The organism is Yersinia massiliensis CCUG 53443, assembly GCF_000312485.1.
In the GTDB taxonomy this organism is placed as follows: Bacteria; Pseudomonadota; Gammaproteobacteria; order Enterobacterales; family Enterobacteriaceae; genus Yersinia; species Yersinia massiliensis.
On record NZ_HE997648.1, the window covers coordinates 47,294 to 63,446 of the forward strand.

Here is a 16,153-nt window from a genome sequence, read left to right on the forward strand (position 1 = left end):
TTTCATTATTCACGGCGGATTTTACGCGCAAATAAGTTGCCCAGCGATTGGATGAGTTGCACGGTGATAATTAAAACAATGGCCGTCGTCACCGTCACAAAAGTATCAAAGCGTTGATAACCGTAGGTAATGGCTAAATCACCTATACCGCCTCCGCCCACCGTTCCCGCCATCGCGGTTGCACCAATGAGGCCAATAGTAGCTGTGGTGAGCGCTAATATTAACGATGAGGAGGCCTCAGGTAATAGAAAATACCAAATTGCCTGCAATGGGGTCGCACCCATCGATTTTGCTGCTTCCAAAATGCCAGGATTCACATCCAGTAATGAGTTCTCAACCAATCGGCCAATATAGGGTGCGATAAAAATAATCAGTGGCACAATCGCCCCTGGCGTTCCTATTGTGGTATTCACGATGAGGCGTGTTAAAGGAATAATGGCGACCATCAGAATAATAAACGGCAGTGATCGAATGATATTGATCACTGGATTGAGAATATTATAAAAGGCTCGATGATTAATTAAGCCCCCTGGCCGCGTCACAACCAATAAAATACCCAACGGGATACCAATTAGAGAACCGATCACCAATGAAATACTGACCATCACCAGTGTGTCGTGGAGCGCTTGAATAAATTGGTCCAATGTAATGGCCGTTTCTATCATCAACTTATTTCCTGTATATCAATACCGGTGCCTGACAGATAACTGACAGCATCATCTATGGTGTGATTCTCGCCGGTTAATAACAACACCATATGGCCAAGCGTGGTGCTTTGTATCTCTGACATGTTGGCAAAGAGAATATTCACACCAATGTCATATTGCCTGATGAGCTGATTGATCACGGGTTGTGTGGCTATCGGCCCCATAAATGCCAATCGGAATTGTCGGCCAGCATGGCTGTTATTCAATAGCTTCTTCACGCTATCCGGTAAGCTATCTTTGATGACGGTGCGGACAAAATTGGCAGTGGTTGGGTGTGTTGGGTGGCCAAATACGGTTAAGACCGATCCTTGCTCAATAATTTGGCCACTCTCCATCACTGCGACTTTATTGCATATTTTTTGAATCACTGACATTTCATGGGTGATCAGCAAAACCGTAATATTGTATTGCTGATTAATTTTCTTCAGTAATAACAATATTTGCGCAGTCGTCTGCGGATCCAATGAGGAGGTGGCCTCATCACAAAGTAGAATTGATGGATTGGTTGCCAGTGCGCGCGCAATACCAACACGCTGTTTCTGTCCACCCGATAATTCGTTTGGAAAGCTCTGGCTTTTATCATCTAACCCCACAAAATCAAGCAGTTCAGCGACACGCTCCTGAATGAATGTTTTATTTTTCCCCAATAATATGAGCGGCATCGCGACATTTTTAAAAACGGTCTTTGATTCCAGTAAATTAAAGTTTTGGAAAATCATACCAATGTTTTTTTTCAGCAGTCTGAGCTGCTCTTGGCTAAAATCACGCAGATTTTTACCATCAATGATCACATTACCCAATGTCGGGCTTTCTAGCGAATTAACCATCCGTAATAGGGTGCTTTTCCCTGCACCGCTATAACCGATGATGCCAAATATATCGCCATCTTCGACGGTTAAACTGACATTGTTTAGCGCTTGTAGTTTGATCCCTTTGCGCTCAAATGTTTTAGAAATATGCTGAAGCTCAATCATCAGATTATTCCATTAGTTCAGATAATCAGGCAGCATATAACCCGTATATTTATCATTTTCTAAAATGTACTTTTTGAATTCAGGGGAGTGATATCCGGCAATAATATCTTTCGCAAACTCCGCGTCTTTATTCTTACCTGCAACCGTCACCACATTGACAAATTGTGTCGTTGGTTTTTCAAGTTGCAAAGCAGAGGTGAGTTTTATGCCATTAGAAACGGCGAAATTACCTTGAATAGCGCCAAAATCAACATCCGGTAGCGCCCTGACTTGCTGGGCATTATCCATCTCTTTGATCACCAAATGATAAGGGTTCTCTGCGATATCTTTTTGTGAGAATGTTGCTGGGTCGATTTTCTCTTTCAGCTTTATCCAGCCAATAGATTGCAGCAAGAGAGCGGCTCGGTATTCATTGGAAGGTTGATTCGGGACTGAAACCCATGCGCCATCTTTGGGCTTATCTTCTTTTTGGTGTTTATTTGAATAGAGTCCCATTGGCGGAGTGGGGACTTGAACAATACCGGTATTATCAATACGCAGTCGGTCATTTATTGCTTGCAGGTAAATGGGGTGCTGCATGATATTGCCATCTATTTCCCCCGTGCTGACAGCATTGTTGACCTGAATACCATCATTGAAGTCTTTATATTCAATGCGGTAGCCTTTTTTTATCAAATAAGGCGCTACGCCTTTCTCGAATTGTTCTTTATAAGGGCCGGGGTTAAACCCTAACTTAATTAATTTCTTCTCATCACTGTGCGCGTTCAGCGAAGTTAAAATCATTAAGCTAAAAAGGGGTATTGCCAGTGAACGCGTTTTCATCATTATTTTCCTGTGGAATCAAGATTAATGCAGTGCCTAAAGGCGAGTTGATTCACAAGGTTGCAGGCGATCGCGTTGTCCGTAAACGAAGAATATAGACTTAGCTTATGCAATATAAAGATATAGCGCTGATGGGGAGTATAAGGGGAAGTGGCATGAGAATATGATTAACCCGCTGCGCCGTGATATTACAGCGCAACGGGTTTTATCGCGACAAACCTGAGTTTAGCCCTGAATCAGATTAGGGATTTTTACATCAGGATTCACGTCGGCGTCATAGTCAACACCGTCGATGGAGAAGCCAAACAGATTAAGGAACTCTGTCTTATAGCCAACAAAATCAGTCAGTTGATAGATATTGTCGTTGGTGACTTGGTCCCACAGTTGCTGTACTTCATTTTGAACCGCAGGATCCAGCTCTTTATAGTCAGCACGCAGGCGACCTTCTTGGTCCATATGCGGCGTGTTGCCACACAGACTGTCTTTATATAGCGAATAGACCTGCTCGATACAACCTTCGTGCGTGCCTTTCTCCTTCATCACTTTGAATAACAGTGACAAATACAGTGGCATCATTGGAATGGCCGAGCTAGCTTGGGTGACAACCGCTTTCAGTACTGATACGCGAGCATCGCCGCCGCCGTGGGCTGACAAGCTATTACGGATAGCCAGAACCTTTTGGTCCAGATCCTTTTTGGCTGCGCCAATAGAACCGTTCCAGTAGATATCATGGGTGATTTTTTCGCCCAAGTAGGTGAACGCGGTTGTTTGTGCGCCTTCAGCCAGTACACCCGCTTCCAGTAATGCATCCATCCACATCTGCCAGTCTTCGCCGCCCATGACCGCAACCGTGTTGTCGATCTCTTCTTGGGTGGCAGGTTGCAGTACGGCTTCTTTGATCACTTCTTTATCGGTATCAAGGCCACGGAACTTAACTTCATGACCAATCGGTTTTAGTGTGGAGTTAAACACTTCACCGGTTTTTGGGTGTGTACGACGTGGCGAAGCCAAGCTGTAAATGACCTGATCCACCTGACCTAAGTCTTGTTTGATCGTTTCGATGGTCAATTGCTTAATCTTATCGGAGAAAGCATCGCCATTGATGCTCTTCGCGTACAGACCTTTTTGCTCAGCAAATTTATGGAATGCTGCGCTATTGTACCAACCAGACGTACCAGGTTTGCCCTCTTCGCCAGCACGCTCGAAGAAAACACCCAACGTATCGGCACCACAACCAAATGCTGCTGTAATGCGAGCGGCCAGTCCGTATCCAGTCGATGCACCAATGACTAATACTCTTTTTGGGCCGTTAGCAATTGCGCCTTCTGCGGTGACATAGTCGATTTGCTTTTTGACGTTAGCTTCGCAGCCGGTCGGGTGAGCAGTCACACAGATAAAGCCGCGTACACGTGGTTTTATAATCATGGATACCTCAAATTTATGGATACAGTTAAGTGTTCGAGCCACTGGCATTACCGGTTTTCATCACTCAGGTAAACTGCACAGTTCAGACACATAGAGCAAGATTATCAAAATTAGCGGCAATCTGCTCCAGCGCGATGGCACCACACTCATTTTCCGATACAAAAACTGGAGAAAATGCGCCCCAGTAAGTCATCTGAGCTAAATTCACCGGTAATCTCACTCAATGACTGTTGTGCTAAACGTAATTCTTCTGCCAATAGCTCACCAGCGTAAGCACTTACTAACTGTTCATGGCCCTGTACCAAATGCTGTGCGGCAGTTTCCAATGCCTGCAAATGGCGACGGCGTGCCAGAAAACCGCCTTCGGTGTTACTGGTAAAGCCCATACTCTGTTTCAAATGGTCACGTAACAGGTCAATGCCTTCACCTGTGCGTGCCGATAAGCGAATAAGTGAGTGACCATTCACTTCTGTTAGCCCCAGCGTCTCGCCGGTGACATCGGCTTTATTGCGCACGACAGTAATCGGGAGTGATGAGGGCAAGCGCGCCATAAATTCAGGCCAAATCGCCGCCGGCTCAGTCGCCTCTGTTGTGGTGCCATCGACCATAAACAGCACTCGGTCAGCTTGTTCTATCTCATTCCAAGCACGTTCAATACCAATGCGCTCAACTTCGTCACTGGCTTCACGTAAACCTGCGGTATCGATGATATGCAGTGGCATCCCATCGATATGAATATGTTCGCGTAGTACATCACGGGTGGTCCCAGCGATATCGGTAACAATCGCCGCTTCACGGCCAGCTAACGCATTGAGTAAACTGGATTTACCGGCATTAGGTCGGCCCGCAATCACCACTTTCATCCCTTCACGCAGCAAGCTGCCTTGGCGAGCTTCAGTACGCACCTGTTCTAAGTCAGCCATTACACCGTTCAACTGGCCTTCAATCTTGCCATCAGAAAGGAAGTCGATTTCCTCATCAGGGAAGTCGATGGCTGCTTCGACGTAGATTCGCAGGTGAGTAAGTGCTTCCACCAATTGGTGGATACGCGTTGAAAATGCACCCTGTAATGAGTTTACTGCCGAACGCGCAGCTTGCTCTGAACTGGCATCGATCAGGTCAGCAATGGCCTCTGCTTGTGCCAAATCCAGTTTATCGTTGAGGAATGCGCGCTCAGAGAACTCCCCCGGACGGGCAATACGCAGCCCTGGCAGGGCCAGAATGCGTTTTAATAGCAAATCGAGTATGACTGGGCCGCCGTGGCCTTGCAGCTCCAGCACATCCTCGCCCGTGAAAGAATTCGGACCAGGGAAGTAGAGAGCAATGCCTTGATCCAACGTACTGCCATCGACATCTTTAAACGGCAGATAGTCGGCATAACGTGGTTTGGGCAATTTTCCTAAAATCGCTTGCGCAACGGCCGCTGCGGCACGACCTGAAACACGTAAAATACCCACGCCACCACGGCCTGGCGGCGTTGCTTGTGCGACGATAGTATCAGTGGCGCTCATGGTCATATCTCTCTTTAACTTATTGTTTTTGCACAAGCCTGAAACACGAAAATCAGGCTTCTGTAAAAAGAATAAGGCGGTCATATTGACCGCCTCTATACCCGCCTTACTTGACGTTACCGCGTTGCGAGTTGCCTCTCACTCAAATCAGTTTTCGACCGATTTGTCGCTGATTGGCAACCTAACGGCAACGCCAATAAATTTGGGTACTCATCCTATTAAGACTGTTTTTTCTTATCGCGGCTGTGTAAGCCACGTTTTTCCAGACCACGATAAATCAACTGTTGTTGCAGGATGGTCACCAAGTTACTGACGATATAGTACAGTACCAGACCAGCCGGGAACCACAGGAAGAACACAGTGAAGATAACTGGCATGAATGTCATGATCTTCTGCTGCATCGGGTCAGTCACCGTTGTTGGTGACATCTTCTGAATGAAGTACATGGTGATACCCATCAGAATTGGCAGAATGTAGTACGGATCTTGTGCTGACAGGTCATGGATCCACAAGATGAATGGCGCATGACGCAATTCAACCGAGCTCATCAACATGTAGTACAACGCCAAGAAGATAGGCATCTGAATGATCAGCGGTAAGCAGCCACCCAGCGGATTCACTTTCTCAGCTTTGTACAGCGCCATCATTTCCTGACTCATACGCTGCTTATCGTCACCGATACGCTCACGCATGGCGGCCAGTTTAGGCTGCAGTAAACGCATTTTCGCCATCGAGGTATATTGCGCCTTCGTCAGCGGGTACATGATACCGCGCACGATAAAGGTGATAACAATGATGGAGAAGCCCCAGTTACCGACAAAGCTGTGAATGAATTTCAGCAGTTTGAACAGTGGCTGAGAAATAAACCATAACCAACCATAATCAACAGTCAGGTCCAAATGTGGCGCGATAGCCGCCATTTTGTCCTGAATTTCTGGACCCACCCACAAGGTGGCACTCAGTTGTTTCTGCTCACCCGGTTGAATAACGACTGGCGCACCCTTGAAGCCGATAGCCGCTAAACCATTACCTAAATCAGCAGAGTAGAAGGTGTTAGTTTCGTTAGCCGTTGGAATCCACGCTGTTGCGAAATACTGTTGCAACATCGCCACCCAACCACCTTTAGTGCTGACATCTAGGTTTTTATCTTCGATATCACTAAAGCTGTATTTCTTGTATTTAGTTTCATCAGAAGAGTAAGCCGCGCCACGGTAAGTATGCAGCGCAAAGTTATTGCTGCCGGTATCACGGTGTTTAGGCAGATTGATGCTTTGTTTTAATTGGCCAAACAGCGTCAGCTCCAGCGGGGCAGCAGAGGCGTTCTTAACGTGATAATCCACGCCAATGGCGTAGTCATTACGTTTCAGCACAAAAGTTTTGATGAAAACAGAGCCGTCTTTACCGGTAAAGGTCAATGGAATACGCAGTTCGTCCTGACCATCTGCTAATACAAAGCTGGTCTGTGGCGCTTCAAACAGTGGGCGCTCACCATTAGCTGGATTATCTGGGCCGTTTTTACCTGTCAGGCCACTTTGCGCCTGATAAATGAACGCGGGGGTCGTTTCCAGTAATTCAAAAGTTTTATCTGAACCCAGAGCATCCGGGTAAGCCAGCAGGTTAGCCTGCTCGATGTCACCACCACGGGTATTAATGGTCAGAGACAGGACATCTGTTTTTACCGTGATCAGTTGACCCTGACCACTGGCTGGCACAGCCTGGCTTGCTTTATCACCGGTTGCAGTATTCGTCGTCTGTTGCGTGGTCTGGGCTGTTGGTTGTGGATTGTTATCCACTTGCCAAGCTTGCCAGATCATGAAAGACACGAACAGCAGAGCGATGAGGAGAAGATTGCGTTGCGAATCCATCGTTAGTGTTCTCTGTTATCGTCGGGTTTCGGCGGCACGGGATCATCGCCACCTGGGTTCAAGGGGTGGCATTTTAATACGCGTTTCAGTGTTAACCAACTGCCTTTTATCATGCCAAACCGGTGCAATGCCTCAATTCCGTAATGAGAGCACGTGGGATGGAAACGACAACGCGGCCCCAACAGCGGACTTATCACGAGCTGATAGCCCCTGATTAGCCCGATCAGGATGCGGGAGCCTGGCGACAGTGGCGACGCCATAATTTTTCCAAAGCTTCCGTCAACGCACGGTTATCGAGGTCAGCCACACCTTTTTTCACCAAAACGACAAAATCCATAGACGGCAACGTGTGCTGATGCAAACGGAAGCTTTCGCGAGTGAGGCGTTTTATCCGATTACGTTCGTGGGCACGTTTGACATGTTTTTTGGCGACGGTAAGACCGATGCGGGGATGCCCCAGCTCGTTCAGGCGGCCGAGGATGGTGATTTGCGGCGTGCCAGCCCGTAGTGGTTGCTGGAAGACGAAAGTGAAATGACTGGGAGTTAACAAACGTAACTCCCTAGGAAATGCTAGCTTAACCATTGAGATGGTTAGCTTTTATTACTTAGAAACAGTCAGACGAGAACGGCTTTTCGCACGACGGCGAGCCAGAACTAGACGACCATTTTTGGTGGCCATACGAGCACGGAAACCGTGGCTACGGTTGCGCTTCAATACGGACGGTTGGAAAGTGCGTTTCATAGCGATTTCTACCTAAACTTAAAATAATTACTGATTCAGTAAACGCGTTTGGCTGCTCGGAGTGAAGACACCGACGCCTCAATCGCAACATATAAAGAAGCGGGATTGTAATAATTGTACAGTCCTGAGTCAATTGACATTGCGCACGCCCGCGCAGAAGTTTTCTGTTCGGGAGTTTACCAAGAGCCTGTCCGTGTTTACTGCTGGTATCTTTTTGACCAAGGCCATCGAGAAAACAGTCATCACACGTAGGGCTGAGGATTATACGGACTCCCACATAAATCGCAAGGATCGCCGTGAGATCCTTAGTGGAATAATAAGGATCAGTTGCCGGAAAAGGGGAAGGTAATACCAGTATAATCCGAAATATTTCGGGATCGTTGATGATGAGGGGCACGAAAAGCTGTGCGCTGGGTTACACTCTGAGGAGAAGTTATGGCCTGTGGATAAAAAGGATCTAATCTGTGAGGAAGGGGAGGATCTATTGCTCCTTTTGCGCTATGATCCGCCATTCCGATCGCATCTATTGCTCTGGGATCACTACTCCAGGATCTCGGGGAGATGTAAGTCGCAAAAACAACCGAAAAACGGTTCGCATGTCATCCTGGCTTGCTACAGGTCTGATTGGCGTGTGTCAAAAACGATGAGTTGCAAAAAATTCTGATTTCTTTCTTTTATTGATCTTGTTCGAGTGGAGTCCGCCGTGTCACTTTCGCTTTGGCAGCAGTGTCTTGCCCGATTGCAGGATGAGTTACCTGCCACAGAATTTAGTATGTGGATACGCCCATTGCAGGCGGAACTGAGTGACAATACTCTGGCGCTTTACGCACCTAATCGCTTTGTGTTGGACTGGGTCCGCGATAAGTACTTAAACAACATCAATGGCTTACTCAATGATTTTTGTGGTAGCGAGGTTCCCTTACTGCGTTTTGAAGTGGGGAGTAAACCGGCAGTAAGAGCGACACAGAGTCATCCAGTCACAGCCAGCGTTAGTGCGCCTGTTGCACCCGTTACCCGTAGCGCACCTGTGCGCCCGAGTTGGGACAGCTCGCCCGCGCAACCTGAACATTCTTATCGTTCGAATGTTAACCCGAAGCACACATTTGATAACTTCGTTGAGGGTAAATCGAACCAGTTGGCCCGTGCAGCAGCACGTCAGGTGGCGGATAATCCGGGCGGAGCCTATAACCCGTTGTTCCTTTATGGTGGGACAGGCTTGGGTAAAACTCACCTGTTACATGCTGTGGGGAATGGCATCATGGCCCGTAAAGCCAATGCCAAAGTGGTGTACATGCATTCAGAGCGTTTTGTGCAAGATATGGTTAAAGCCTTGCAGAACAACGCGATAGAAGAGTTTAAGCGCTATTATCGTTCGGTTGATGCATTATTAATCGATGATATTCAGTTCTTTGCCAATAAAGAACGTTCTCAGGAAGAATTTTTCCACACGTTTAATGCCTTGCTGGAAGGTAATCAGCAAATCATCCTGACGTCAGATCGCTACCCAAAAGAGATCAATGGCGTAGAAGATCGTCTTAAATCGCGGTTTGGTTGGGGCCTGACGGTCGCTATTGAGCCACCAGAACTGGAAACCCGCGTCGCGATCCTGATGAAGAAAGCGGATGAAAATGACATTCGTTTACCGGGTGAGGTGGCGTTCTTTATTGCCAAGCGTCTGCGTTCTAACGTGCGTGAGCTGGAAGGGGCATTGAATCGTGTGATCGCGAATGCCAATTTTACCGGCCGAGCCATCACCATTGATTTTGTTCGTGAAGCGCTACGTGACTTGCTGGCATTACAGGAAAAGCTCGTTACTATCGATAATATTCAAAAGACTGTCGCTGAATATTATAAAATTAAGGTCGCTGACCTGCTCTCCAAACGGCGTTCACGTTCGGTCGCCCGCCCGCGCCAAATGGCGATGGCGTTGGCAAAAGAGCTAACCAACCATAGCCTACCAGAAATCGGCGATGCGTTTGGGGGCCGCGACCATACCACGGTGTTGCACGCTTGCCGCAAGATTGAGCAATTGCGTGAAGAAAGTCACGACATCAAAGAAGATTACTCTAACCTAATCAGAACATTATCCTCCTAGCGCTATGAAATTTATCATTGAACGTGAGCATCTGTTAAAACCGCTGCAACAGGTCAGTAGCCCGCTGGGTGGACGCCCTACGTTGCCTATTTTAGGTAACTTGTTGCTGCAAGTGACGCAAGGCGCTTTGCGCCTAACTGGGACCGATCTGGAGATGGAGATGGTGGCCTGTGTCGCGCTGTCTCAACCCCATGAGCAGGGTGCGACCACGGTGCCCGCACGGAAGTTTCTTGATATCTGGCGTGGTTTGCCGGAAGGGGCTGAAATTACCGTCGCATTAGATGGTGATCGCCTATTGGTGCGCTCAGGACGCAGCCGTTTCTCGTTGTCCACGCTACCGGCGATAGATTTCCCGAATCTGGATGACTGGCAAAGTGACGTTGAATTTACGTTGCCGCAAGCCACGATGAAGCGGCTGATTGAGTCGACTCAGTTCTCAATGGCCCATCAGGATGTGCGCTATTACTTGAATGGCATGCTGTTTGAGACTGAAGGCGAAGAGTTGCGCACTGTTGCTACCGATGGCCACCGTCTGGCGGTATGTTCAATGCCGATTGGTCAGTCGTTGCCGTCACATTCGGTGATCGTGCCGCGTAAAGGCGTGATGGAATTGGTCAGGTTATTGGATGGCGGTGATACGCCATTGCGCCTGCAAATTGGCAGCAACAATATTCGCGCCCATGTTGGTGACTTTATTTTCACTTCCAAGCTGGTTGATGGCCGTTTCCCGGATTATCGCCGCGTATTGCCGAAAAATCCCGACAAAACGCTGGAAGCTAGCTGTGATTTGCTGAAACAAGCTTTCGCACGCGCGGCAATATTGTCTAACGAGAAGTTTCGTGGCGTTCGGCTCTATGTTAGCCAAAATCAGCTCAAGATCACGGCCAATAACCCTGAACAGGAAGAAGCCGAAGAGATCCTCGATGTCAGCTACGATGGGGCAGAAATGGAGATCGGTTTCAACGTCAGCTATGTGCTTGATGTGCTCAATGCACTGAAGTGCGAAGATGTGCGTCTGTTACTGACCGATTCCGTGTCCAGTGTGCAGATTGAAGATGGGGCAAGTCAGGCGGCGGCCTACGTTGTCATGCCAATGCGGTTGTAATATTTATCGGGCTACCTTACCTGCTTTTTTGCGATTGGGCAGTGTTCGCCAACCTCACGGATATCCAGTACGATCCAGTGGTGGTGCGCTGGCTGCGCGCAAATGGCCTGCGATGATAACGCCTTGGATAGTTCGATTACTTTGATAGTTCGATAATGAAGAAATTTGCAGCATGGCCTTGACGCGTTTACTGATTAATAATTTTCGAAATATCGAATCGGCTGATTTGGCGCTAGCGCCAGGCTTTAATTTTTTGGTCGGCCCCAACGGCAGTGGCAAAACCAGTGTGTTGGAGGCGATTTACACCTTGGGCCATGGCCGCGCTTTTCGTAGTTTGCAGGCGGGCCGCGTGATTCGCCACGATTGTGCCGAGTTTGTATTGCATGGCCGAGTAGATGTGAATGAACGTGAGTCCTCTGTGGGCCTGAGCAAAAGCCGGCAAGGTGATAGCAAAGTCCGCATTGATGGCACTGACGGTCACAAAGTCGCTGAATTGGCACAAATGCTGCCAATGCAGCTCATTACTCCCGAAGGTTTTACGTTATTGAACGGCGGGCCAAAATTTCGGCGCGCTTTTTTAGACTGGGGTTGCTTTCATAACGAACCCAGTTTTTTTACGGCCTGGAGCAATCTGAAAAGATTACTTAAGCAGCGCAACGCCGCACTGCGCCAGGTTAGTCGCTATGCGCAAATTCGGCCATGGGATCAAGAAATTATCCCGCTGGCTGAACGTATTAGCGAATGGCGGGCAGCATACAGCGACGCACTTGCGGCAGATATTTCAGCCACATGTGCCCTGTTTCTACCAGAGTTTGCACTGAGTTTCTCTTTCCAGCGCGGCTGGGATAAAGAGAGTGACTACGGTGAGTTACTGGAGCGCCAGTTTGAGCGTGACAGAGCGCTAACCTATACCGCCATCGGGCCACATAAAGCGGATTTTCGCATTCGGGCCGAGGGTACACCGGTAGAAGATTTACTTTCGCGCGGTCAGCTAAAACTGCTGATGTGCGCACTACGGTTAGCGCAGGGTGAGTTTCTCACCCGACAGAGCGGGCGGCGTTGCCTGTATCTGCTTGACGATTTTGCTTCCGAATTAGACACCGATCGTCGTCGTTTATTGGCCGAGCGTCTGAAAGCGACCCAAGCCCAAGTTTTTGTTAGCGCCGTGAGCGCTGAACAAGTGGCTGACATGGTCGGTGAAAAGGGCAAGATGTTCCGCGTGGAACATGGCAAAATAGCGGTTCAACCACAGGATTAAAAATGAGCGAGAAACGTTGATGTCGAATACTTATGACTCCTCAAGTATCAAGGTATTAAAAGGGCTGGATGCGGTTCGTAAGCGTCCGGGCATGTATATCGGTGATACTGATGACGGTACCGGTCTGCACCACATGGTATTCGAGGTTGTGGACAACGCTATCGACGAAGCCCTCGCTGGCCACTGTAAGGAAATCGTGGTAACCATCCATTCGGATAACTCGGTTTCGGTACAGGATGATGGCCGTGGTATTCCAACCGGTATGCATGACGAGGAAGGGATATCCGCAGCAGAGGTCATCATGACCGTGCTGCATGCTGGCGGTAAGTTTGACGATAACTCCTATAAAGTTTCCGGCGGTTTGCATGGCGTAGGGGTTTCCGTTGTTAACGCCTTGTCTGAAAAACTGGAGCTGGTCATTCGCCGTGAAGGTAAAGTTCACGAGCAGACTTACAGAATGGGCGTGCCACAGGCACCGCTGAAAGTCGTGGGTGAAACGGATCAGACCGGGACGACCGTGCGTTTTTGGCCGAGTTTCGAGACGTTCACCAATAACACCGAATTCCAATACGAAACTTTGGCTAAACGCCTGCGTGAGCTGTCATTCCTGAACTCCGGTGTTTCGATCAAATTAAGAGACAAACGTAACGACAGAGAAGACCACTTCCATTATGAAGGTGGTATCAAGGCGTTTGTTGAGTATCTGAACAAGAACAAAACCCCGATCCACCCGAAAGTGTTTTATTTCTCCACCGTGAAAGATGATATCGGTGTGGAAGTGGCATTGCAGTGGAACGATGGTTTCCAAGAAAACATTTACTGCTTCACCAACAACATTCCGCAGCGCGATGGCGGGACGCATTTAGTCGGTTTCCGTACGGCGATGACTCGTACGCTGAACAGCTACATGGATAAAGAAGGCTACAGTAAAAAAGCGAAAATCAGTGCGACCGGTGATGACGCCCGTGAAGGTCTGATTGCCGTCGTGTCAGTGAAAGTGCCTGATCCTAAATTCTCCTCACAGACCAAAGATAAATTGGTTTCTTCTGAGGTGAAAACGGCGGTCGAAACACTGATGAACGAGAAGCTGGTTGAGTATTTACTGGAAAACCCAACTGACGCCAAAATCGTGGTCGGCAAGATTATCGACGCTGCTCGTGCTCGTGAAGCGGCGCGTAAAGCGCGTGAAATGACTCGCCGTAAAGGTGCGCTGGATCTGGCTGGTTTGCCAGGTAAGCTCGCTGACTGTCAGGAACGTGACCCAGCGTTGTCCGAACTCTACTTAGTGGAAGGGGACTCTGCGGGCGGCTCTGCAAAACAAGGCCGTAACCGTAAGAATCAGGCCATTTTGCCGCTGAAAGGTAAAATCCTGAACGTTGAGAAAGCGCGTTTTGACAAAATGCTCTCTTCGCAAGAAGTGGCAACGTTGATCACTGCGTTGGGTTGTGGCATTGGTCGGGATGAATATAACCCTGACAAGTTGCGCTACCACAATATCATCATCATGACCGATGCTGACGTTGATGGTTCGCACATTCGTACGTTGTTGCTGACCTTCTTCTACCGTCAGATGCCGGAAATTATTGAGCGTGGTCATGTGTTTATCGCTCAGCCGCCATTGTACAAAGTGAAGAAAGGCAAGCAAGAGCAATACATCAAAGATGATGATGCGATGGAAGAGTACCAGATGTCATTGGCATTAGATGGCGCTGCATTGCACATCAACGCCCATGCACCGGCACTGTCAGGCGAGCTTTTAGAGAAATTGGTGGCTGAGCATTACAGTGTTCAGAAAACCATTGCCCGTATGGAACGCCGCTATCCGCGTGCGCTGCTCAATAGCCTGATCTATCAGCCAACGCTGCAAGAAGATGACTTAGGCAATAAAGAAGCGGTCACACAGTGGATTGATTCGCTGGTGGTCATGCTAAATGAGAAAGAACAGCATGGCAGCAGCTACAGTTCAGTGGTGCGTGAAAACCGTGAGCGTCAATTGTTCGAGCCAATATTGCGTATCCGTACCCACGGTGTGGATACAGACTACGAGCTGGACTTTGATTTCATCCACGGTGGCGAATACCGCAAAATTTGCCTGTTAGGCGATAAACTGCGTGGCCTAATTGAAGACGATGCCTTTATCGAACGTGGCGAGCGCCGTGTCCCAGTTTCAAGCTTCGAAGATGCATTGGATTGGTTGGTGAAAGAGTCTCGTCGTGGTCTGGCGATTCAGCGCTATAAAGGTTTGGGTGAAATGAACCCAGAGCAGCTGTGGGAAACAACAATGGACCCTGCTAGCCGCCGTATGCTGCGAGTGATGGTGAAAGATGCCATTGCAGCAGATCAGCTGTTTACCACGCTGATGGGCGATGCGGTTGAACCTCGCCGTGCCTTTATCGAAGAGAATGCGCTGCGCGCAGCAAATATCGATATCTAATCTGCGGGTAAGATAAGCGGTCAAAAATCCAGAGCAGGAAACTGTCTCTGGATTTTTTTTGCTTGCTGACTGCCACATTCAGGATGATTTTGTCATCAGCGATGTACCGCACACGGACTTACTGGTATTTGAGCGCTGAATCGCGTTAGCATGGGTATTGGTTAAATTAATCTGAGGACCTTATGGCTATTGAATTGATCGCTATCGATATGGACGGCACGTTACTGAATCCGCAGCATGAAATCACTCCACGGGTTAAGCAGGCCATTGATGCTGCTCGCGCGAAAGGGGTTTGCGTGGTATTGGCCACCGGCCGGCCTTATATCGGGGTCCAACGTTACTTACGTGAGCTGAACATGGAAAATAGCGGCGATTATTGCATTAGCAATAACGGTGCACTGGTCCAAAAAGCCGCGACAGGTGAATGTATTTTACAGGAAACCCTCAGTTTTGAGGATTATCTCTATTTCGAGGCTTTATCGCGTGAGATGGGGGTTAGTTTCCAAGCGTTTGATTTTGATACCTTATACACGGCAAACAAAGATATTAGCAAATATACGCTGCATGAGGTGTTATTAACCGGCATTCCTTTGAAATACCGGGCTGTGGAAGAGATGGACCCGACATTACGTTTCCCGAAAGTGATGATGATTGATGAGCCAGAAAATCTGGACCGAGCATTAGCGATGATGCCTGCCGAGGCTTTCGAACGTTTCACCATCATGAAGAGTGCGCCTTTCTACTTGGAAATTCTGAGTAAGCGTGTTGATAAGGGGACAGGGGTGAAAATGCTGGCTGAGCATTTAGGTATCGCACAAGAAAATGTGATGGCATTGGGTGATCAAGGCAATGATATTGCGATGGTTAATTATGCTGGCGTAGGGGTGGCGATGGGGAATGCGATCCCTGAGCTAAAAGAGATTGCCCAGTTTATTACCGCGACGAATAGTGAGGATGGGGTGGCGGTGGCGATTGAGGAGTTTGTTCTTTAGGTTTGGATTACTCGTTTTGGTGATCGATTCGATTTGATTCGGTTGTTATAACTTCAGTGTTCATTTTGGCTCTGATACTTCAACAGATGACCGGATCTGGTTTCGGTTGATATTCGTTCGGTGGTGACCTGATCTCCGTCGCCTCAACCGAGTCGGGCCGCAGGGCGGCGGCCCAACACCCGCGCCTTTGCGCGAAATATTGTGGCTTCGCCATTCCCTCCGG

Annotated in this window: 14 protein-coding genes; 5 read left to right on the forward strand and 9 right to left on the reverse strand. The window is 48.4% G+C overall.

Features of this window, described 5'->3' with window-relative positions:
• Nucleotides 1-5: 5 nt before the first annotated feature.
• The 9 genes from BN68_RS18380 to rpmH form a co-directional block, all read right to left on the reverse strand.
• Nucleotides 6-665, reverse strand: coding sequence for a methionine ABC transporter permease (locus BN68_RS18380; RefSeq protein ID WP_019212649.1), 660 nt, complete (start codon nt 663-665; stop codon nt 6-8).
• A complete protein-coding gene (locus tag BN68_RS18385; protein WP_019212650.1) occupies nt 665-1,681 on the reverse strand; it encodes a methionine ABC transporter ATP-binding protein in 1,017 nt (338 codons plus the stop codon). The genes BN68_RS18380 and BN68_RS18385 overlap by 1 nt, the downstream gene beginning before the upstream one ends.
• A gap of 12 nt (nt 1,682-1,693) precedes the next feature.
• Complete coding sequence (locus tag BN68_RS18390; protein ID WP_019212651.1) at nt 1,694-2,503, reverse strand: MetQ/NlpA family ABC transporter substrate-binding protein; 810 nt, start codon at nt 2,501-2,503, stop codon at nt 1,694-1,696.
• 225 nt (nt 2,504-2,728) lie between these two features.
• The gene (gene fabV, locus BN68_RS18395; protein WP_042806971.1) at nt 2,729-3,928 is read right to left on the reverse strand and encodes an enoyl-ACP reductase FabV; all 1,200 of its coding nucleotides are present in this window, start codon (nt 3,926-3,928) and stop codon (nt 2,729-2,731) included.
• Between the two features lie 146 nt (nt 3,929-4,074).
• Complete coding sequence (gene mnmE / locus BN68_RS18400) at nt 4,075-5,439, reverse strand: tRNA uridine-5-carboxymethylaminomethyl(34) synthesis GTPase MnmE (RefSeq protein ID WP_042806987.1); 1,365 nt, start codon at nt 5,437-5,439, stop codon at nt 4,075-4,077.
• 218 nt (nt 5,440-5,657) lie between these two features.
• Nucleotides 5,658-7,304 (reverse strand): membrane protein insertase YidC, encoded by a 1,647-nt coding sequence (gene yidC, locus BN68_RS18405; RefSeq protein WP_019212654.1) that lies wholly within the window; start codon nt 7,302-7,304, stop codon nt 5,658-5,660.
• A 2-nt stretch (nt 7,305-7,306) separates the two neighbouring features.
• Nucleotides 7,307-7,564, reverse strand: a complete 258-nt coding sequence (gene yidD / locus BN68_RS23465) for a membrane protein insertion efficiency factor YidD (protein ID WP_071822482.1) — start codon at nt 7,562-7,564, stop codon at nt 7,307-7,309.
• Nucleotides 7,528-7,887, reverse strand: a complete 360-nt coding sequence (rnpA, locus tag BN68_RS18410; protein WP_032814795.1) for a ribonuclease P protein component — start codon at nt 7,885-7,887, stop codon at nt 7,528-7,530. Before rnpA ends, yidD begins: the two co-directional genes overlap by 37 nt.
• An 18-nt stretch (nt 7,888-7,905) precedes the next feature.
• A complete protein-coding gene (gene rpmH, locus BN68_RS18415; protein ID WP_019212655.1) occupies nt 7,906-8,046 on the reverse strand; it encodes a 50S ribosomal protein L34 in 141 nt (46 codons plus the stop codon).
• A gap of 703 nt (nt 8,047-8,749) precedes the next feature.
• On the opposite strand from rpmH, the gene dnaA reads away from it, so the two are divergent.
• The 5 genes from dnaA (at nt 8,750) to yidA (ending at nt 15,930) form a co-directional block, all read left to right on the forward strand.
• Complete coding sequence (gene dnaA, locus BN68_RS18420) at nt 8,750-10,141, forward strand: chromosomal replication initiator protein DnaA (RefSeq protein WP_019212656.1); 1,392 nt, start codon at nt 8,750-8,752, stop codon at nt 10,139-10,141.
• A gap of 4 nt (nt 10,142-10,145) precedes the next feature.
• Nucleotides 10,146-11,246 (forward strand): DNA polymerase III subunit beta, encoded by a 1,101-nt coding sequence (gene dnaN, locus BN68_RS18425; protein WP_019212657.1) that lies wholly within the window; start codon nt 10,146-10,148, stop codon nt 11,244-11,246.
• Nucleotides 11,247-11,418: 172 nt separating this feature from the next.
• Nucleotides 11,419-12,504 carry a DNA replication/repair protein RecF gene (gene recF, locus BN68_RS18430; protein ID WP_019212658.1) on the forward strand — a complete coding sequence of 362 codons (1,086 nt, stop codon included), beginning with the start codon at nt 11,419-11,421 and terminating at the stop codon, nt 12,502-12,504.
• A gap of 19 nt (nt 12,505-12,523) precedes the next feature.
• On the forward strand, nt 12,524-14,938 hold the full coding sequence (gyrB, locus tag BN68_RS18435) for a DNA topoisomerase (ATP-hydrolyzing) subunit B (protein WP_019212659.1): 2,415 nt from the start codon (nt 12,524-12,526) through the stop codon (nt 14,936-14,938).
• A 182-nt stretch (nt 14,939-15,120) separates the two neighbouring features.
• Nucleotides 15,121-15,930 carry a sugar-phosphatase gene (yidA, locus tag BN68_RS18440; protein ID WP_019212660.1) on the forward strand — a complete coding sequence of 270 codons (810 nt, stop codon included), beginning with the start codon at nt 15,121-15,123 and terminating at the stop codon, nt 15,928-15,930.
• Nucleotides 15,931-16,153 lie beyond the last annotated feature (223 nt).

Bases quoted from the DNA above. Each gene is read 5' to 3' on its own strand.
- BN68_RS18380 (WP_019212649.1), bottom strand. From the start codon at position 665: ATGATAGAAACGGCCATTACATTGGACCAATTTATTCAAGCGCTCCAC.
- BN68_RS18385 (WP_019212650.1), bottom strand. From the start codon at position 1,681: ATGATTGAGCTTCAGCATATTTCTAAAACATTTGAGCGCAAAGGGATC.
- BN68_RS18390 (WP_019212651.1), bottom strand. From the start codon at position 2,503: ATGAAAACGCGTTCACTGGCAATACCCCTTTTTAGCTTAATGATTTTA.
- fabV (WP_042806971.1), bottom strand. From the start codon at position 3,928: ATGATTATAAAACCACGTGTACGCGGCTTTATCTGTGTGACTGCTCAC.
- mnmE (WP_042806987.1), bottom strand. From the start codon at position 5,439: ATGAGCGCCACTGATACTATCGTCGCACAAGCAACGCCGCCAGGCCGT.
- yidC (WP_019212654.1), bottom strand. From the start codon at position 7,304: ATGGATTCGCAACGCAATCTTCTCCTCATCGCTCTGCTGTTCGTGTCT.
- yidD (WP_071822482.1), bottom strand. From the start codon at position 7,564: ATGGCGTCGCCACTGTCGCCAGGCTCCCGCATCCTGATCGGGCTAATC.
- rnpA (WP_032814795.1), bottom strand. From the start codon at position 7,887: ATGGTTAAGCTAGCATTTCCTAGGGAGTTACGTTTGTTAACTCCCAGT.
- rpmH (WP_019212655.1), bottom strand. From the start codon at position 8,046: ATGAAACGCACTTTCCAACCGTCCGTATTGAAGCGCAACCGTAGCCAC.
- dnaN (WP_019212657.1), top strand. From the start codon at position 10,146: ATGAAATTTATCATTGAACGTGAGCATCTGTTAAAACCGCTGCAACAG.
- recF (WP_019212658.1), top strand. From the start codon at position 11,419: ATGGCCTTGACGCGTTTACTGATTAATAATTTTCGAAATATCGAATCG.
- gyrB (WP_019212659.1), top strand. From the start codon at position 12,524: ATGTCGAATACTTATGACTCCTCAAGTATCAAGGTATTAAAAGGGCTG.
- yidA (WP_019212660.1), top strand. From the start codon at position 15,121: ATGGCTATTGAATTGATCGCTATCGATATGGACGGCACGTTACTGAAT.